Source organism: Enterococcus plantarum (assembly GCF_001730295.1).
In the GTDB taxonomy this organism is placed as follows: Bacteria; Bacillota; Bacilli; order Lactobacillales; family Enterococcaceae; genus Enterococcus_L; species Enterococcus_L plantarum.
In genome coordinates this window covers 95,806-115,160 of the sequence record NZ_MIKA01000002.1, presented here as the reverse complement: position 1 = coordinate 115,160, position 19,355 = coordinate 95,806, and the positions used below count along the sequence as shown (strand labels likewise).

The 19,355-nt window shown below is 38.5% G+C and carries 17 protein-coding genes; 2 read left to right on the top strand and 15 right to left on the bottom strand.

What is annotated here, in order from left to right; all coding sequences use genetic code 11:
• On the top strand, nucleotides 1-824 hold an 824-nt coding region (locus BCR22_RS01845), incomplete at its 5' end, for a transposase (RefSeq protein WP_069653306.1).
• A gap of 348 nt (nucleotides 825-1,172) precedes the next feature.
• On the opposite strand, the gene BCR22_RS01840 is transcribed toward BCR22_RS01845, so the two are convergent.
• The 10 genes from BCR22_RS01840 to BCR22_RS01795 form a co-directional block, all read right to left on the bottom strand.
• The gene (locus BCR22_RS01840) at nucleotides 1,173-2,951 is read right to left on the bottom strand and encodes an oligopeptide ABC transporter substrate-binding protein (protein ID WP_069653300.1); all 1,779 of its coding nucleotides are present in this window, start codon (nucleotides 2,949-2,951) and stop codon (nucleotides 1,173-1,175) included.
• A gap of 17 nt (nucleotides 2,952-2,968) precedes the next feature.
• Nucleotides 2,969-3,874, bottom strand: coding sequence for an ABC transporter permease (locus tag BCR22_RS01835; protein WP_069653299.1), 906 nt, complete (start codon nucleotides 3,872-3,874; stop codon nucleotides 2,969-2,971).
• A gap of 31 nt (nucleotides 3,875-3,905) precedes the next feature.
• Nucleotides 3,906-4,868 (bottom strand): oligopeptide ABC transporter permease, encoded by a 963-nt coding sequence (gene opp4B, locus BCR22_RS01830; RefSeq protein ID WP_069653298.1) that lies wholly within the window; start codon nucleotides 4,866-4,868, stop codon nucleotides 3,906-3,908.
• Nucleotides 4,868-5,812 (bottom strand): ABC transporter ATP-binding protein, encoded by a 945-nt coding sequence (locus tag BCR22_RS01825; RefSeq protein ID WP_069653297.1) that lies wholly within the window; start codon nucleotides 5,810-5,812, stop codon nucleotides 4,868-4,870. Before BCR22_RS01825 ends, opp4B begins: the two co-directional genes overlap by 1 nt.
• Nucleotides 5,812-6,819 carry an ABC transporter ATP-binding protein gene (locus BCR22_RS01820; protein WP_069653296.1) on the bottom strand — a complete coding sequence of 336 codons (1,008 nt, stop codon included), beginning with the start codon at nucleotides 6,817-6,819 and terminating at the stop codon, nucleotides 5,812-5,814. Before BCR22_RS01820 ends, BCR22_RS01825 begins: the two co-directional genes overlap by 1 nt.
• Before the next feature lie 400 nt (nucleotides 6,820-7,219).
• On the bottom strand, nucleotides 7,220-7,459 hold the full coding sequence (gene acpP / locus BCR22_RS01815) for an acyl carrier protein (protein ID WP_010761893.1): 240 nt from the start codon (nucleotides 7,457-7,459) through the stop codon (nucleotides 7,220-7,222).
• Nucleotides 7,460-7,602: 143 nt separating this feature from the next.
• Entirely contained in the window at nucleotides 7,603-8,601 is a 999-nt protein-coding gene (gene plsX / locus BCR22_RS01810) for a phosphate acyltransferase PlsX (protein ID WP_069653295.1), read from the bottom strand.
• Between the two features lie 334 nt (nucleotides 8,602-8,935).
• A complete protein-coding gene (gene recG, locus BCR22_RS01805; protein WP_083241722.1) occupies nucleotides 8,936-10,990 on the bottom strand; it encodes an ATP-dependent DNA helicase RecG in 2,055 nt (684 codons plus the stop codon).
• A gap of 235 nt (nucleotides 10,991-11,225) precedes the next feature.
• Nucleotides 11,226-12,899, bottom strand: coding sequence for a DAK2 domain-containing protein (locus BCR22_RS01800; protein WP_069653293.1), 1,674 nt, complete (start codon nucleotides 12,897-12,899; stop codon nucleotides 11,226-11,228).
• 227 nt (nucleotides 12,900-13,126) lie between these two features.
• Complete coding sequence (locus BCR22_RS01795; RefSeq protein ID WP_010761897.1) at nucleotides 13,127-13,489, bottom strand: Asp23/Gls24 family envelope stress response protein; 363 nt, start codon at nucleotides 13,487-13,489, stop codon at nucleotides 13,127-13,129.
• A 266-nt stretch (nucleotides 13,490-13,755) separates the two neighbouring features.
• Between BCR22_RS01795 and rpmB the strand changes: the two genes are divergently transcribed.
• Nucleotides 13,756-13,944 (top strand): 50S ribosomal protein L28, encoded by a 189-nt coding sequence (gene rpmB / locus BCR22_RS01790; RefSeq protein ID WP_010761898.1) that lies wholly within the window; start codon nucleotides 13,756-13,758, stop codon nucleotides 13,942-13,944.
• 44 nt (nucleotides 13,945-13,988) lie between these two features.
• On the opposite strand, the gene BCR22_RS01785 is transcribed toward rpmB, so the two are convergent.
• From BCR22_RS01785 to BCR22_RS01765, 5 genes are all read right to left on the bottom strand, one after another.
• Nucleotides 13,989-14,633, bottom strand: coding sequence for a thiamine diphosphokinase (locus tag BCR22_RS01785; protein ID WP_069653292.1), 645 nt, complete (start codon nucleotides 14,631-14,633; stop codon nucleotides 13,989-13,991).
• Nucleotides 14,633-15,283 carry a ribulose-phosphate 3-epimerase gene (gene rpe / locus BCR22_RS01780; protein WP_069653291.1) on the bottom strand — a complete coding sequence of 217 codons (651 nt, stop codon included), beginning with the start codon at nucleotides 15,281-15,283 and terminating at the stop codon, nucleotides 14,633-14,635. Before rpe ends, BCR22_RS01785 begins: the two co-directional genes overlap by 1 nt.
• A 103-nt stretch (nucleotides 15,284-15,386) precedes the next feature.
• A complete protein-coding gene (gene rsgA / locus BCR22_RS01775) occupies nucleotides 15,387-16,286 on the bottom strand; it encodes a ribosome small subunit-dependent GTPase A (RefSeq protein WP_069653290.1) in 900 nt (299 codons plus the stop codon).
• A 130-nt stretch (nucleotides 16,287-16,416) separates the two neighbouring features.
• Nucleotides 16,417-18,600 (bottom strand): Stk1 family PASTA domain-containing Ser/Thr kinase, encoded by a 2,184-nt coding sequence (gene pknB, locus BCR22_RS01770; RefSeq protein ID WP_069653289.1) that lies wholly within the window; start codon nucleotides 18,598-18,600, stop codon nucleotides 16,417-16,419.
• Complete coding sequence (locus tag BCR22_RS01765) at nucleotides 18,597-19,346, bottom strand: Stp1/IreP family PP2C-type Ser/Thr phosphatase (RefSeq protein ID WP_069653288.1); 750 nt, start codon at nucleotides 19,344-19,346, stop codon at nucleotides 18,597-18,599. Before BCR22_RS01765 ends, pknB begins: the two co-directional genes overlap by 4 nt.
• Between the last annotated feature and the right edge of the window lie 9 nt (nucleotides 19,347-19,355).

Here is a 19,355-nt window from a genome sequence, read left to right as displayed (position 1 = left end):
CTCGCTTTTATCAAGAGGTAGAAACAGAAATCAAGAGACTAAGAATGTACTTACACACAGCTCTTGAACTTAGTTTTCCAGAACTAGAAATCCTTTTTTCGAGCCGTTTATCAAAACTATCACTAAATCTTATTGAACTGTTTCCTCATCCAGAATACTTAGCTGGATTGAGTCAAACGCAGGTGAAAAATATCTTGAAAAAGAGCACAGACAAACGACTCTCTGATAAAAAAGTGTTAGAAAAAGCGCAACAGCTCCTTTTATTGGCTTCAAATTCTTATCCAGCGACCACAAAAACGAGCATTCAAGTACAGAAGGTTCAGTATTATGCCCATCAGTTAAAAGAGCTTATTCAATCAAAGGAAACTTTGTCTAAGCAACTTATTGAACAAACTAAAGCATTATCCGAGTTTGATCTTTACCAAAGTGTTCCAGGTATTGGTGAAGTTTCTGCAGCATTACTCATTGGTGAAATTGGAGATATTCGCCGATTTGAGAACCATAAGAAGGTGAATGCCTTTGTGGGAATTGATACCCGTAGGTATCAATCTGGCAAATACCTAGCTCAAGATCATATCAATAAACGTGGAAATCCTAAAGCACGCAAAATCCTTTATTTTACTGTGAAGAATATGATTCGCCAACAAGCCGCTGCTTCGAACCACATTGTGGATTACTATTACAAATTAAAAACGCAACCTATCCCCAAAAAGGATAAGGTTGCGACTGTAGCTTGTATGAACAAACTACTGAAGTGTCTCTATTCTATGATTAAGAACGAGACGAAGTACGACTATGCGTACACGGCCTCTATGGACCAATAAGGCAACGCCTTGTAAATAAAGTATACTACTCTGACTTGAAAAAATAAACGATGATCAGGGTTATTTAGTATGGCGTCTGTTCTAAAATTCATATCATTTTTAAAATCATTGACTATTTCTTTATTTTCCTCTTGACTAATCGTAGGAAAGAGCCTGGGACATAACTAAAAAGGTTATGTTTCAGGCTCTTAGTAATCGAATAAACGGTGGTCGCAGAAGCAACTCCTTCGGAAATAAGCCGAAATTCACAAAAATTTGAAGAGCAATTTTCGTAAATTCCTTCTTATTTCTCGGAGTTAAATACTTCTGTCCCAACCTCTACATTATCGTCATCTTCATTACAGTAGATTAACGTTTTTCAGCTGTTAATTCAATATCATAGTAATCTCTAGTATCTTCATAATTCCATGTAAATGATTTTACACGGTCATTAATTGGCATGATTTCATTACGGTACAATGTTGGAATAACTGGTGCTTGTTCAAACATATATTCTTGCCAAGCATCATATGCTTCTTTACGTTTTGTATCGTCAAATGACGCTTTAGAGTCAATTGCTTTCAATAGTTTGTCATTTTCTTCTGAAGCAAAACGAGAGTAGTTGAATGCTGCATTACGCCCGTATAAGCCGGCTGGTGATGGTGCACTATTTACTCCCCAAGCCGCTTGGAAAACGTCGATTTCAGGATCATCATTTTTGATTTTATCGTAGAATGCTTGGAAATCGATTAAACGGCCCGTTGCTAATTTCACATCTAAACCAATTTCTTTCCATTGTTGTAGATAGTAATCTGCTAAAGGTTGAGCTGTTTCGCCACCTGCCATTGAGGCAAAGTTGATCGTTAATTTTTCCCCTTTAGGATTTTCTCTAAGTCCATCACCATCTGTATCTTTATAGCCAGCATCATCTAAAATTTTCTTCGCTTTATCCAGGTCATATTGATACCCTTTTATGTCTGTATCATGCAATGTTTTAAAAATAGGTGGAATCAAGGTTGTCGCACCAGTACGCAACCCATTATAGAATTTTTGCCCAATTGCGTCGTTATCCATTGCGTATCCCATTGCTTGACGTAATTTTACATCAGCCATTTTTGCATCTGGATTCATTACAACTTCGCCTTTTTCTTTATCATATGTTCCTAATTTAAAGCCAACATATGTGTATGCTAATTCTTCACGACCTAACATTTGATAGCCTTCTGAGTCTTTATATGTTGGATAATTATCTGTTGGCATTGCGTAAACCATATCATATTTTTTCGCTTTTACCGCTTCAACGATTGACGCTGTTGGTACGTTTGTAAAGACGATTTTATCTAACTTAGGCTTCCCTTTATAATAATGTTCATTTGGTAAATATTCCACTGACTCTCCTGTTACGATTTTACTCATGTAGTAAGGACCGAATGTTACAGGATTTTTGCGGACAGCATCACTTTTTTCTTGGTCTTTGATTGGAATATCTTTAAAGACATGTTTTGGCATTGCACTCATGTAAACACCGCCACTTAATTGAAGCATTCCCGGATTCATTTCTTTATATGTTACTTCGATTGTTTGATCGTCTACTTTTTTAATTCCAGAAATAGTATCTGCTTTGCCATCATGGTATTCATCCATCCCTACAACATTCGTAAAGTCGTCATCATAACGAATACCAGTATATTCTTTATTTCCAATTACTTCATATGGGTAAATCAAATCATCAGCAGTTACAGCTTCACCATCTGACCATTTAATATTGTCTTTCAATGTAATTGTAGCCTTCTTATTGTCAACATCTAAATCTAATTTAGCAGCTCCATCATCTGTGATGACGAAATCATCATCATATGAGAATAATCCTTCATGGGAAGGACGCATATAATAATTGTCGTACGCATCTTGGTAATAGACTTCTGAAAATAAGCCTTTAAACTGAGTATCTGACGCAACTGCTACATCCAAAGTCCCGCCTTTGATTGCCTCTTTGTCATTTTTGACCGTCATTGTAAACTTACTGATATCCTCAGTTTCTACATTTTTGTTACCTGAATCTGATTTTTTACCTCCGCCACATGCAGCTAATGTCACTGTTGCCACTGCTATCAATGTAATTAAACCCAAAAGTTTTTTGCTTTTCACACTACTTCCTCCTCTTCTTAACCTAAACGCTGTCTTGCATCTGCTGAACGCTTGAACGCTTGGCCAATATAATTTATACATAACATCATTACTAAAATCAGTACTGATGCAGGTACCCAGATCCATGTTTTATTCGCTAAAACATCACCATTGCTAGCATATCCGATCAATGTTCCCAAACTTGGTACATTGGTCGGCAACCCAAATCCTAAGAACGTCAGTGTTGTTTCAATCCCGATATTTGCCGCAAAATTGATGGTTAAGTTCGTGATGATCAATGAACTTAAATTAGGCATAATTTCTCGAAACATGATTTTAAAATCACTTGTCCCTAAAGTTTTTGAGGCACTCACATAGTCTCTGCGGACCTCAGATAACGTTTTACTTCTAAACAGTCGGGCTTTTGCAACCCAGTAAAAAGCACTCATAATTCCTACAAAAGACCAAACATTATAATTAGGAATGATTGTAACAAATACAATGATGATCATCATGATCGGTAAAATCATAATAAAATCAACGACACGCATCACTGCATTATCAAACATTCCACCATAATAACCTGAAACAATACCGATTCCTACCCCGATGATTGATGTCAATATCGTGATTGCAAAACCGATTACAACCGAATTACGAGCGCCAATAATCAATTGACCAAGTATATCACGTCCACCTTCGTCGGCTCCCAATATGAAGTTTCCACCAGGCTCGGCATATTTATCTAAAATACTTACTGTCATTACTTTGTCTTGATCAGTCAATAGAGCACCAATAAAAACAACCAACAAAATGGCTACTAACAGTACAAGTGAGAAAATTGCTAATTTGTCTTTTTTAAACTCTCTTGCAATCATTCGAAATCCCATCGGTGGGATCGTTTCTGGTACAGCAACTGCTGTATTTTCTTTATTTTTATCCATCTCGTCTCTTCCTCTCCTTAAAATTGATTTTCTATTGAACTCGAATCCGCGGATCTACAAGACTCATGACGATATCTGAAATCAGATTTCCGACGAGCGTTGCAACTCCTAAAATCAATACTAAGGCGGTGATCACTGCATAATCACGTTGTCCGATCGAGTCGATAAATAATTTCCCAATTCCTGGATAACCAAAGATTTTTTCGATAACCACAGAACCACTGATCAAAGCTGTGATTTCATAGCTAAGTTGAGAAACGATTGGTAAAGAAGCATTTCTGAAAATATGTCTTGTATAGACTTTATTTGTCGGTACCCCTTTAGAACGAGCTGTCCGAACATAATCTAATGATTGAGAGTCAATCACTTCATTCCGTAAATATTGAATCGTGATTGCTGTTCCTAAAAGTGCTTGAGATAATGCTGGTAAAATCAAATGATAGAAACGATCCCAAATATAGGCTCCAGTCCCTGGCTCAACACCACTGGAAACAGACCCTGTCGTTGGGAACCAATCTAAACGGTAACCAAAAATAAACAGCATAACAAGTGCAAAAATAAAGGGTGGTACTGCAAAACTGAAAAAGTTATAGACCACGACAAATTTGTCCAAAATCGAATTTTGATAACGACCTGATAAAACGCCTAATGGCAAAGCGATCGCATACATGATCACAACGGTTACTAAGGATAAAAGAATTGTATTCACTGCACGACTGCCGATCAATGTTGAAACTGGTAATTTAAAAATAAAACTCTCCCCAAAATCACCATGGAAAACATTGACGATCCAACGTACATATTGCGTTGTCCAAGGATCATTCAACCCTGCTGATTCACGCATTTTCTCAATAACTGCTGGATCCGTATTTGGATTGATCAGACCTGTAAAAGGATCTCCTGGCATCATTTTAGCTAACATGAAAATCAGTACACTTAAAATCAAGATTTGAGGAATCATAAAGAGTACACGTCGTAAAATCGTCTTCCACATTAGATTGCACCTCCATCTTTTAACGCTACTTGATGTGTATCACTGATTGTTCGTAAATCATACACACGGCCGTTTTGATCATAATACTCTTTTTGATGTTCGATATATTCTTTTTCTACTTGACGACGCTGTGCTTTGTGCTCTTCACGATGCGCAACATCAATTTTAGGGATTGCTGATAATAGCCGTTTCGTATAAATGTGCTGTGGATTTGTATAAATATCTTGACGAGTCCCAATCTCTACAAAGCGCCCTTTGTACATGATCGCAATATTATCACACATATGTTTTACAACACCTAAGTCATGTGAAATGAATAAATAACTCAAGCCATATTCTTCTTGGATATTTTTCATAAAATTCAATACTTGTGCTTGAACAGATAAATCCAATGCAGAAACCGGCTCATCTGCAATAATCAACTTAGGATTCGTCGCAACAGCTCTAGCTACGCCTAAACGTTGGCGTTGTCCACCTGAGAATTCATGTGGGTATTTATACAATGCATCTTCTGGCATCCCAACGATATCTAAAAGCCCTTTGACTTTTTTCTTTTCTTCTTGATCACTCAACCGTTCAAAATTGCGGATTGGTTCTGCTATGATATCCAACACTCTTTTCTTTGGGTTTAAGCTAGACATTGAATCCTGAAAAATCATTTGAACATCTTTATTATATTTCATCGCTTTACGATTATGAGCTTTCGTCACATCTTGATCTTGATATAAAATACTACCACTAGTTACTTTTTCTAACCCGATGATTGCTTTTCCTGTAGTAGATTTTCCAGAACCTGATTCACCAACTAAACCGTACGTTTTACCCTTTTCGATAATAAAGTCAACACCATCAACTGCCAACACATGATCGGTCACTCGATTAAAGAAACCACTGCGGATAGGATAATGAACTTTCAAGTCTTTGATTTGAATGATTTCTGCCATTATACTTCCTCCTGATTGTCTCTAAAATGGAAATGCTGATAACATGTACAGCGAACAAAGTGTCCTTCTGACACCTCATGCAATATCGGTTCTGCTTCATGAGCGTCCTCTGGAATCCAAGGAATTCTCGGCGCAAAACGACATCCTTCTCTTGGTAACTTGCTTAATGATGGGACCACGCCTTCGATCACGTGCAACTGACTATCATCTGAATTTTCTTGCGGAATAGATTGTAACAATGAGCGTGTATAGGGATGTTTTGGATTATTAAACAATTCTTCAGCAGTTGCTACCTCAACAAATTGCCCTGCGTACATCACAGCTACCTTATCTGCCATTTCAGCTACGACACCTAAATCATGCGTGATCAAAATAATTCCGGAGCCAGTCTCCTCTTGCAAATCCTTCAGTAAATCTAAAATTTGCGCCTGGATCGTTACATCCAATGCTGTTGTCGGTTCATCTGCGATGATGATTGCCGGTTTACATGCAATAGCGATTGCAATGATCACACGTTGACGCATTCCACCAGATAATTCGTGCGGATACTGCTTACCAACTCGTTCAGGATTAGGAATCCCCACCTGTGTCAACAATTCGATCACCCGTGCTTGTTTTTGCTCCGCATTCATATTCGTATGGTAGGTTAGGCTTTCTTTGATTTGATCTTCAATTTTCATTAGTGGATTCAGCGCTGACAAAGGATCTTGAAATATCATCCCAATATCGTTACCACGGATTTTATTATATAGTTGTTCGTTAAATGTAGTTAAATTTAAATCCTTGTATAGAATTTCTCCAGTTACACGAGTATTGTTTGCATCATGTAACCCAATTATTGTTGTAGCTAAAGTACTTTTCCCACAACCCGATTCACCAACGATTGCTAAAATTTCATTTTTTCCTAATTCAAATGACACATCATCAACAGCATCATAGTACTCATCTTTGATACGAAATCCTGTATGTAGATGCTGAACATCTAACAATTGATTGCTATCACTCACTTTAATACACTCCTCTATACTCAATTAAATAGCGTATTACAACAAGAAAACTTATTAAAAACACTTCTTTTTTTAATAATTACTTCTTTTCTACTCATTGTAATCGTTTTTAACAAACTCATATTCTCATTGTACTCATATTTAAGCAATTGTATATAAAAATTGTAAAAATTGCAACATTTTGGTAATGTAAATTTTTTCTAAATAAGCAAAAAAAGTGTGGAACAAAAGTAAAAATCACTTTTGTTCCACACCCTAAATGTGAATAAACGGTGGGAGCAGAAGCAATCCCTGCGGAAATAAGCTGAAATTCACAAAAATTTGACAAACAATTTTTGTGAATTCCTTCCTATTTCTCGGGATTAAGCGCTTCTATCCCAGCCTCTTTCTTCATTTCAACTTATAAGTTATTCATAATATAATCTACAGCGGCACCAACTGTTTCAATTTGCTCTGCGTCTTCATCAGAAATTTCTGTACCAAACTCATCTTCTAGCTCTAAAACAAATTCCATTACACTAATTGAATCTGCATTCAAGTCATCTTTAATGTTTAATTGATCTGTCACTTTCTCAGCTTCAATATCAAAGTGGTTTGAGATAATCTTCGCTACTTTTTCAAGTACTTCTTCACGAGTCAACTGTATTCACCTCCACTGCTTTTGAAAAGCGTTCCTCACGTTTGAGTTGAACGCTATGATACATTGTACTCACAAATGATCGATTTGTCCATCTTTTTTTGCAGAACTATTACAAAAGGGTTGCAAACAGGTTGCGAACAGTACTATTTTTTTGTTTCATAATAACTGACAAGCTGAGGTACAACCTCTGTCTTCAGCATTGTATGGATCTGACGAATCGTATAACGCACTGCTTCTGGCCCTGTCGAACCATGTGTTTTAATGACAGGTGCTTTTAAGCCAAAAAGAACGGCTCCACCATGTTTAGAGTAATCCATCTCATCTTTCATACCACGTAACGCATTCTTTAAAAGCAACGCACCCATCTTTCCTTTGACTCCTTCTGCAAGGATCGATGATTTTAAAAGTCCCATCATGTTTAAGGCTGTTCCTTCAATTGATTTCAATACAGCATTTCCTGTAAAACCATCTGTCACAACAACATCTGCTGCCCCACTTAACAACTCACGCGCTTCCACATTACCGATAAAATGAATTTCCTCTTCTTCTGAAAGTAATTCAAATGCTTTTTTAGTTAACTCACTGCCTTTGGTTTCTTCTGCGCCATTATTCAAAAGAGCCACACGAGGTTTTGAGATATTTCTAACTTTTTCAGCGTAAAAAGAACCTAGTACAGCATATTGAACAAGATGCTCTGGTTTATTATCAGCATTCGCTCCCAAATCTAACATATCAAACCCACCATCCGGTTGACCGATTACTGGTAAAGTCGACATCAAGCCCGGACGTTCAACATTTTTGATCCGTCCAACGATAAATAATCCAGCAGCTAATAACGCTCCTGTGTTACCCGCAGAAAAAATGGCATCCGCCTCTCCCTCTTTTACTGCTTGTGCAGCGAGTACCATTGAAGCATTTTTCTTACGACGAATGGCCTTGACTGGCTCATCATCACTGTTGATTTTTTCATCCGTATGAATAATCGTAATATTCGTTTCATCTGTTACATATTTTTTAATTTCATCTTCTTTTCCATAAAGCAAGAACTCAACCTCTGGAAAATCCTGTTTGGCTAACATTACGCCTTCAACAATAGCTTGCGGCGCATGATCGCCACCCATTGCATCAACTGCAATCTTCATAACATAGTCCCTCCTAGGTAAATTACAATAAATAGTATAACATATTGAAAAGCGGAACAAAGTGTTTAACTCTCATGAAAATTAGGAATCTGACTAAGAAACGCTTTTGGTTTCATAGACAGATTGTCTATTTTCCTTGAGAGTTGATTTGTGTAGCTGGATCAACGAAAAGCTGAATGTGTCGTTTAGCTCTGGCAGAAAAATAGGGAATTCTGTTTGTGAGTTCTTTATCACCAATAACATTCATCTTTTTTCCGAAGAGCTGACTCATACAGCTAGATCAACGAGAATGCATTCATACTTGCCTTTAGTTCTTTGTAATGTCTTAATACGATTAGTCAAAAAACTGTTGCTCGTCATCATTTGGCTTAATCTTATCAGCAATACCACGATACTCTGGCAAGACCCACCATTGCTCTTTTGTCCAAATCGTACTCGCTTCTTGACGCGCAACCTCCAAAATATTGACGTCTGTCACAATATCGCCTACAGCAAATTGCGGCACACCTGATTGTCTAGCGCCAAAGACTTCGCCTGGTCCTCGCAACTCTAAATCTTTTTCACTTAGTACAAACCCATTATTCGTTTCTGTCATAATTTTCATTCGCTCCACACCCATTTCGTTCTTTGGGTTAGCAACTAAAATACAATAAGAAGCTTCTGAACCTCGACCAACGCGTCCACGAAGCTGGTGCAATTGCGCTAGTCCAAATCGATCAGCATCCATAATAAGCATGACTGTGGCGTTTGGAACATTGACTCCGACTTCGATCACTGTTGTAGAAACTAGCAACTGCAAGTTATTTTCTTTGAACTCCTGCATAATTTCTTCTTTTTCTTGGTTTTTCATTTTTCCATGAAGCAAACCAACTTGATATGTAGGATTAAAGAATGCCGACATATGTTCAAAAATCTCCGTAGCATTCTTTACATCTAGCGCTTCTGATTCTTCGATCAACGGGCAAATCACATAGGCTTGGTGCCCATGTGCCAATTCTTTTTCCATCCACTCTAAAACTGTATCTAGTTGAGGAGGTCTTATCCAGCGTGTCTCTATTGGAATCCGACCTGCTGGCATTTCATCAATGATCGAAACATCCATCTCACCAAAAGCCGTAATGGCCAATGTTCTTGGGATCGGTGTTGCGGTCATAAATAAAACATCTGGTTTTAACCCTTTTTCTCTTAAGATTCGGCGTTGATTCACACCAAATCGATGTTGTTCATCTGTAATGACTAAACCTAGTCGGCGGAAACGGACATCTTCTTGAATCAATGCGTGCGTTCCAATAATAATATCGATCTCACCTGTCGCAAGCTGTTCAAGAATCATTCGTCGCTCTTTAGTTTTAGTCGATCCAGTTAGTAGGGCTGTACGAACTTCTAAGGGATCGTACAATTGCTGAAGGCTTTCCATATGCTGTTGCGCCAAAATCTCTGTCGGCACCATTAAAGCACCCTGAAAGCCAGCTGTCATCGTCGCGTAAAGAGCAATTGCCGCAACAACCGTTTTCCCACTCCCTACATCGCCTTGTAATAAACGCTGCATATGATTCGGGCTCATTAAATCCCGACAAATTTCGTTTGTTACTTTCTTTTGAGCGTCCGTCAGTTCAAAAGGGAGTTTCTGCGTAAATGTCTTTAAGCGATCCACATCGTACTGAACACTCAACCCATTTTTTTCTGCTTTTTCTCTTCTCTTCAACCCTTGCATTTTCAATTGGAACAAGAAAAATTCTTCAAAAACAACACGCCGCTTCGCTTGATGGCTTTCTTCTGGATTATTTGGAAAATGCATTGCAAACATCGCTTCTTTTCTTGGCATTAAGCGATATTTCTCTACTAATGTTTCTGGCAAAAACTCTGGAATAAAATTCCCGTACTTTTCAAAGCCAGTGCGAATCAGCTGGATCAAACTACTTTGTCGAACTTTTTTGTTTACATGATAGATCGGAGCGAAATCTTCTCCGTCATTTTGAGCTGCTAAAATTTTCATGCCGTTTAATGATTTCCGTTTCGCATCCCATTTTCCATAAACTGCGATTTCTTCAGACATCACGATTTTGTCTTTTAAATACGGTTGATTAAAGAAGGACACGTTGATTACCGCATGGTCTTGCATCATCCGAAACATCATGCGACTTTTTTTATAGCCATAACGGCTCACGACTGGTTCGGATACAACTAAACCTTTTAGCGTGACTTTTTCTTGATCCTGAATTTCATTTAATTCCTTTTCTTGGATATCATCATATCGAAAAGGATAGTAGGACAATAACTCTTCTATTGTATAAATGCCTAATTCCTTTAAATTCTCAGCACGTTTTGGCCCAACGCCTGTCAAGACACTGATATCATCCGATAAATTCACCACTCTTCCTCCTCTCATTAAATAGATACGTGTATTACTTTTCATTTGTTTATTCTCTATAGAAAAAGAGGTTGGGACAGAAGTGTTTAACTCCGAGAAATAAGAAGGAATTTACGAAAATTACTCTTCAAATTTTTGTGAATTCCGGCTTATTTCCGAAGGAGTTGCTTCTTCGCCCACCGTTTATTCGGTTACTAAGAGCCTGAAACATAACCTTTTTAGTTATGTCCCAGGCTCTTCAATAAGTCATTTATTATTCCGCTGAAAACAGGTATGGATAAACCGGTTGTCCGCCCTCATGAAGTTCTGTTTCTATCTCTTCATATTCAGCAGTCAACGCTTCTACAAATTTTTCAGCTTCTTTCATTGTACCACCTTCACCGACAATAATTGTTACGATTTCTGTGTCTTCATCGATCATGCGTTTCAATGTGTCCAATGATGCTTTAAACATATCTGGTTCAGATACTACGATTTTGCCGTCGATCATCCCTAGATAGTCATCTTTTTTGATTTCAACGTTATCAATCGTTGTGTCACGTACAGCTGTTGTTACCTGCCCGCTAACAACACTTTCGATCATTTCTGTCATTGTTGCTTTATTTTCTTCAAGTGTTTGTTGATCATTGAATGCAAGCATCGCTGTCATTCCCTGAGAGATTGTTTTTGTTGGCACGACCGCTACTGGAATATCTGCTACTTCTGCCGCTTGATCAGCTGCCATGAAGATGTTTTTGTTGTTAGGCAAGATAATCACTTGGTCAGCGTTTACTTCTTTAACAGCTTTCAAGATATCTTCAGTACTAGGATTCATTGTTTGACCGCCACTAATGATATAGCTTGCACCAAGGCTGCGGAATAAGTCTTGAACACCTTCTCCTGCTGCTATTGCAATCACTGCGTAAGGAACGCGTGCTTTTTGAACAACTGCCGCTTGAGCGTCATGCTCAACTAACGTTTCATGCTGTAAACGCATGTTATCTACTTTGATTTTCACTAATGAACCGAATTTTTGACCATAATTCATCACTTCACCTGGATGTTCAGTATGCACATGAACCTTGATGATTTCATCGTCGTTTACGACAAGTAACGAATCACCCAATTCGTTTAAGTAGTTTCTAAATGTTTCATAATCGAAATCACTGTCCACAGTTGGACCTTCACCGATTTGAACCATGATTTCTGTACAGTAACCGAACTTGATGTCTTCAGTCGCAACATGTCCGCTAACGCCACGGTGATGTTCAGCATTGACCATCTCGTCCATTTCACCAGGACTTGGCTCATACACTTCTGTTGCTAAAAATTCACCTGACAATGCTTCTAAAAATCCTTCATAGATAAATAATAAGCCTTGGCCACCACTATCGACTACACCGACTTCTTTTAATACTGGTAAAAGATCAGGTGTTTTAGCCAACGCACGTTTTGCACCTTTCACAACGGCCTGCATTACTTCGATACAGTCGTCGGTTTCTTTTGCTTTGCGTTCACCAGAACGGGCAGCTTCACGAGAAACAGTCAGAATTGTACCTTCTACAGGTTTCATCACTGCTTTATAAGCAGTCTCCACACCGTGCGTAAACGCTGCTGCTAAATCTTTTGCGTTCAACGTTTCAACATCCGGAATTTGTTTAGAAAAGCCACGGAATAATTGTGATAAGATAACACCAGAGTTCCCTCTAGCACCCATCAATAATCCTTTTGACAGAATTGTTGTTAGTTCTCCGACTTTTTCAGAGCGAGAATCGGCTACAGCCTTCGCTCCACTCGTCATAGATAAGTTCATATTTGTTCCTGTATCGCCATCTGGCACAGGGAAAACGTTCAATGAGTTGACATACTCTGCATTCACATGCAAACGACTCGCACCAGCCTGAACCATCTCTTGGAACTGACTTGCACTGATTTCTGTTACATTCACCTAAAAAATCCTCCTTTGAGATTCCTGTTGCATAGAAAAGCGAAACGAACCGCTTAGCCCTCGAACAAATTAGGAAAATGCAGGAAAGATGCTTTTTGTCTTTTCGGCATTTTATCTATTTGTTGAGAGGTCTGGTTCGTGGAGCTAGATCAATAAAAAGTGGAACAATCACGTCCAGCCAAACTTCAAAAAAGTAAATCGCTAAATCATTGCTAACAGCTGGCTACCTAGTCAGGCAACACACGAACACCTTGCACAAATACGTTGACTGAATTAGCAGTCACACCTAATAGTGTTTCAAGGTTGTACTTTACTTTTTCTTGGACATTACGAGATACTTCTGAAATTTTTGTTCCATAACTTACGATTGTATATACGTCGACCGCAACGCCATTTTCTTCTTGTCGCACGACCACGCCTTTAGAATAATTTTCTTTGCGCAAAATGCCATTTAAATTATCTTTGATTTGGTTTTTACTAGCCATACCGACGATTCCGTAGATATCTGTCGCAGCACCGCCAACTACAGTGGCAATAACCTCATTGGTAATCTCAATGGTGCCTGCTGGTGTTTTGATTTTTACAGCCATTGATGAAAGCCTCCTTAAAGAGCACAATTGCCCTATTTTCTTCTATAATATTTTAACATAGCCGTACCTCAATGAAAAGGAACTTATCTAGATAATTATAGAGCGTCTCATCTAATTTGCCAATAATTGTATAATTTACATCGTTTCAGGGGAAATGTCAAACTGATTTGAAAACCCCCTTGCAAAAAACTGTTTTCTATGATAAATTAAGTTAGTATGAGCTGAAAATCATCGCTCCGAGATCAAAGCAAAGGAGGAAACTAAAAATGGCAAAAGTATGTTACTTTACTGGTCGTAAGACAAGCAGCGGCAATAACCGCTCACATGCAATGAACGCTACTAAACGTACTGTTAAACCTAACTTGCAAAAAGTTCGTGTATTAATAGACGGTAAACCTAAAAAAGTTTGGGTGTCAACTCGTGCTTTGAAATCTGGTAAAATCGAGCGTGTTTAATAGAACGTCATCAAAAAGCTGAACGGCATGCCGTTCAGCTTTTTTTATTTATCATCGCGACTTTGAATCACAGCAATCATTCCTGTATCAAATGAAAACCCAGCCGTTTCTCCTATAAATTCATTACTTGCGTAAGAAGTAGGAATCGCAACATTCACATGATCTAGTGTATATTTACTATCTGTTAACGTCAGGTTTTTAACCGGTGTTAAACAACAGTAAGCTAAATAATCCATCTTTGTTTCTTTTTTTATCACATATTCCCCTGGAAGATAATACGCGATACTATTTTGATGATCTTTTACTTTTATTTGATGGGCAAACGCTTGAAAACGGGGTTCAAATGGCAACCACAAATTGGCTAAAAAGTGATCCAAACGACCACCTGTTGCGCCGATGATCATGATTTGTGCCTCTGGGAATTTTTTGATTGCAAGCGCCAAAGCTAGTTGTGTATCTGTATCATCTTTTTCTGCTTGTGCTTTAACTAGTTCTTTGGCTTGTTTTCGAACGATCTGCTGTTCATCATTCGTTAAAGAGTCAAAATCTCCCACTGCCAAATCTAATGACCAGCCCTGTTCCAAAATATATAAGCTGCCTCGATCGATTCCCACAAAATAATCAAAATCTACCGAGTCAAACTGCGGCCACTCCTTTGGCGAACCGCCTGCCACAAGAAGAATTTTCATTAATCCAACACAGCTCTCAACGCGTCGATCCGATCTTTAGGACTTTCTGAATCATAGATATATGAACCTGCTACAAACACATTTGCACCCGCTTCTTTACAACGTTTCGCAGTTTCTGGAACAATTCCACCGTCCACTTCAATATCATAAGTATAGCCTTTTGTTTCTTTCCACTCTTTTAACTGAGCGATTTTGTTCAAAGAACTTTCTATGAATGATTGTCCTCCAAATCCTGGGTTCACTGTCATAATCAAAACTTGATCAACTAAATCCAGTACATATTCGATCGCAGACAAAGGGGTCCCCGGATTGATCACAACACCCGACTTCACTCCTGATGCATTGATCATTTGGATAGCACGATGGATATGTGTCGTTGATTCTGCATGAACAGTAATAATATCTGCTCCAGCTTTCGCAAATGCTTCAATGTAATTTTCTGGCTGAACAATCATCAAGTGAACATCCAGTGGTAACTTAGTCACTGGTCGAATCGCTGAAACCACGTTAGGTCCCAAAGTAATGTTAGGGACAAATTGACCATCCATTACGTCCACATGAATATAGTCTGCTCCTAATTTTTCGACTAACTGAATATCTCTTTCTAAATTGGCAAAATCGGCACTTAAAATCGATGGTGCTAGTTTCATTGAAGCCACTCCTTTTATTTTTTTAGGTCTGTTTACTCGCTGACACTACGTCAGTAGGTTACATAACTATGAATAGTGATACTCATTCTATGCTAAGTCAGTTCTATTTTTTCTTATATATTGGTCTGCGATTTTCAATTTCTAGTAAAAACTGCAGATAGTTATCATAACGCGTCTGAGCAATTGCTCCTGATTCTACGCGTTCTTTCACTTCACAACCTGGTTCTTTACGATGCATACATTCACGAAACTTACAGGAAGATGAGGCTTCTACAAATTCGGGAAATTGTTTTGGTAACTCTGTTGTTTCCATTTCTAAAAAGTCAATGGAACTAAATCCTGGTGTATCTGCAACTAAGCCATCATATAGCGGTAAAAGTTCCACGTGTCGGGTCGTATGCTTTCCTCGACCTAATGATTCAGAAATTTCATCCGTCGCTAGTTGTAAGTCAGGAGAAATTTTATTTAATAAAGTGGATTTCCCTGCACCTGATTGCCCCATAAAAACAGTCAAGCGTTCAGGGAAAAACTGCTCCAAAGTCCGAACTGCTTCTTCATCATTGGCCTTTGTTGCAGCAATCACAGGATAACCGATTTCTTCATAAACTTTTTTGACCTCTGCTACACTCACTGATTCTGTTCCAGCTAGCAAATCGACTTTTGTTAAATAAATGATTGGGGCGATTTTTTTGTCTTCTAGTGTGACTAAAAAGCGATCCATTAGATTGTACGAAAAATTAGGTTCGATCATGCTCATAACGATGACTCCTTGATCTACATTCGCCACAGGTGGGCGCACCAATTCGTTATGTCTTGGAAAAACTTCAAGCAAATAGCCATCGGTTGGGTTATCGCTCTCAAACATGACTTCGTCGCCAACCAACGGGGTGATTTTTCGATTGCGAAAATTCCCTCGGGCTCTCGTTTGAAATGTTGCACCATCTGCATAAATGTAGTAAAACCCACTTAATGCTTTTCTGATTTGACCTTTCAGAAATGCCACCTCCTCGTTTCTATTGGTTCCATTTTACCATAGGTTGAAGAAAAGCTAAACGCAGGGCTAGATAAATCGCTTTTTCACATAAAAAAAGTGATTAAGACGTTGTTTATCTTAATCACTTTATGGTACTTATTTAATTAGCCCCATCATTGGTTGGGTCATTTGTAGTTGAGAAATTGACGGTAACAGACGTCCCTTTTGCAACACTATCACCAACACTTGGTGAAATACTGGTTACTTTTCCTTTTGACGTATCCCCAGAGCCTTCTACATACTTCAAGCCAGCACCTTCAATTTGAGCCTTAGCCTCAGCTGAAGAAAGTCCTATTAAATTTGGGATACTCACATTACTTGGTCCTGTGCTAACTTTTAGCGTAATTTTACCATTTTTAAGATCAAATGTTGCACCTGCACCTGGATCTTGTGAAATAACAGTTCCTTTAGGCAAATCGCTAGCTTCATCTACCCTTGAGATTTGGTTCTCTTTTATCCCTAAATTAATCAACGCATTTACTGCGTTATCGTACGTATAATTTTCTGCATAACTACCTAAAACAACTGTACTTGATTCAGAACTAGACGTTGTTGTTTTATCTGGTCCAGAACTTACGGTTAAGGTAATTTTCCCCTTTTTAGGATTAAACGGATTCCCTGCAGCTGGATTTTGAGCCATCACTAAGTCTTTTGCTACTGTATCACTTGGTTTATCCACTCGAGTAATCTGATTTTCTTTGATTCCATAACTCAACAACTCAGTCACCGCATTATTGTAGCTGTAGCCTAAACTTGCGTAATCAGCTAAATAGATATCTTCCGGTCCTTCACTAACAATTAATGTGATTTCATCTGTTTTCGGATCGACTTCTTCACCTTGTTCTGGTGTCTGACTGATGACTTTGTCTTCGTCTACTTTAGAATCTGTTTCCTTTGTAATTTTGATTTGACTCTCTTTGAAACCTAATTTACCTAATGCTTCGATAGCATCTTTATAGTCTTCTCCAACATAATCATCAAGCTTGATTTTCTTGTTCCCAGAGCTTATATAAAGTTCAATTTCACGATTTTTTTTCACTGTAGAATCTATAGCCGGGTCTGTTTTAACGACTTTTCCTTCAGCGATTGAGTCATCTGGAATTTCTTTCGTCGTCTCTTTAACTTTCAGTCCAGCATCTTCTAACATCTTACGTGCCTCAGACTCCGTCTTATCTTCTACATTAGGAATCTTGACTTCGCCACTACCTTGTCCTGCTAAAAAGACACCGCCACCGATAATCAAACCTAAAACTAATAAAATGATCAGAAAGATTAAAGGTTTCTTTGTCTTCTTTTTCACCTCTACTTGCGGGTCGGTTTCTTCTGGTTCATTTTGTTCTTCTGATGGTGTTTCCATCGAATTGAAGGAAGACGGCATCGCCATGTCATCAGTGATTGGCGTTAAAATTTTGGTCTCGCCCATCAAACCCGTTGGTTGCCACTTGGGCTCATTCCAACGGTTTGCAGCCAATACAGTATATAAATCACGCGACATCTCTTCGGCCGTTTTATAGCGGTCAGCTGGGTCTTTGGCTGTTGCATGTAAAACCACATTTTCCAATGATTGCGGAATATTAGGGTCAAACATTTTAACAGAAGGCATCTCTTCTTGAAAATGCTTCAACGCAATTGTAACAGCTGATTCACCATCAAATGGTACATTGCCTGTCAGCATTTCGTATAAAATAATCCCCACCGCATAAACATCAGACTGATTAGTCGCCATACTACCGCGAGCTTGTTCTGGAGATAAATAGTGAACAGATCCTAACATGGTATTGGTTTGCGTGATTGAGGTTTCCGTTAACGCAATGGCAATCCCAAAATCGGTGATTTTTACAACGCCGCTTTCATCCATCAAAATATTTTGTGGTTTTAAATCTCTATGAATGATTCTATGTTCGTGAGCGAGTGAAACAGCTGATAAAATTTGTTCCATGATATCAACGATTTTTGCATATGGAATGGGGTATTGGGTCTGGATAAACCGTTTTAGATCCATTCCTTTAACATACTCCATCACTAAGTACTGCAACCCATCTTCTTCACCTACATCATAGACACTAACGATATTGGGATGAACCAATTCAGTCGCAGCTAAGGCTTCTCTTTGAAACCGTCGAATAGCTGCTTGATCATTTTGGAAGTCAAAACGAAGGACTTTGACGGCTACGTCACGATCCAAAATCAAGTCATGCGCTAAAAAGACATTGGCCATTCCACCGCTACCGATATTGCCAATAATATGATATCGACCATTCAATTTTCTGCCGATCTCGATCATTGGTCTTCCTCCTTCTGTTCATCAAAATGGATCACGAGGACAGTTATATTATCTGCGCCCCCTGCTTCATTGGCTGTCGTAATCAATGTTTCAACTTTTTCATTTAATGGTTTTTCTGAAAGTAAAATAGTCAAAATATCTTCTTCTGACACCATATTTGTTAATCCGTCTGAGCATAGTAAAATATAGTCATCCGGCACCCAGAGATGATTCGCTACATCCACTTCTACCATTCTAGGCATCCCTAATGAACGTGTTAAAACATTTTTTCTTGGATGATTTGCAGCCATTTCACGTGTGATTTCTCCAGATTTAACTAACTCATTAACCAAGGAATGATCTTCTGTCAGTTGGCGTAATTGATTATTGCGAACCAAATAAGCTCGACTATCACCAATATTAGCCAATACAAATGACTGGTCCAACAACACTGCGCTAACAATAGTCGTCCCCATTCCTACATATTCAGGTCGAGATTGACCTTTTTCGTATATCATTGTATTTTCGTCTTGGATTTCTTTGATTAGCCATTGCGCTGCCTTTTCCGGTGTATCGATAAGACTTTCTTGCCAACGCTCCCCAAGATTATTGACCGCCATCTGGCTTGCAACATCCCCTGCCTGATGACCACCCATTCCATCCGCTAAGATAGCTAAAGAAACTCCTGTCTGGTTCTCAAATAGACCAGCATAATCCTGGTTGGTATTTCGTTTTCTTCCGACATCTGTTTGAAAATTGATTTCCACTATGCTTCA

Coding starts and splice junctions, on each gene's coding strand:
- BCR22_RS01835 (WP_069653299.1), bottom strand. CDS start 3,874: ATGGATAAAAATAAAGAAAATACAGCAGTTGCTGTACCAGAAACGATC.
- opp4B (WP_069653298.1), bottom strand. CDS start 4,868: ATGTGGAAGACGATTTTACGACGTGTACTCTTTATGATTCCTCAAATC.
- BCR22_RS01825 (WP_069653297.1), bottom strand. CDS start 5,812: ATGGCAGAAATCATTCAAATCAAAGACTTGAAAGTTCATTATCCTATC.
- plsX (WP_069653295.1), bottom strand. CDS start 8,601: ATGAAGATTGCAGTTGATGCAATGGGTGGCGATCATGCGCCGCAAGCT.
- recG (WP_083241722.1), bottom strand. CDS start 10,990: ATGAGAGGAGGAAGAGTGGTGAATTTATCGGATGATATCAGTGTCTTG.
- BCR22_RS01795 (WP_010761897.1), bottom strand. CDS start 13,489: ATGGCTGTAAAAATCAAAACACCAGCAGGCACCATTGAGATTACCAAT.
- rpmB (WP_010761898.1), top strand. CDS start 13,756: ATGGCAAAAGTATGTTACTTTACTGGTCGTAAGACAAGCAGCGGCAAT.
- BCR22_RS01785 (WP_069653292.1), bottom strand. CDS start 14,633: ATGAAAATTCTTCTTGTGGCAGGCGGTTCGCCAAAGGAGTGGCCGCAG.
- rpe (WP_069653291.1), bottom strand. CDS start 15,283: ATGAAACTAGCACCATCGATTTTAAGTGCCGATTTTGCCAATTTAGAA.
- pknB (WP_069653289.1), bottom strand. CDS start 18,600: ATGATCGAGATCGGCAGAAAATTGAATGGTCGATATCATATTATTGGC.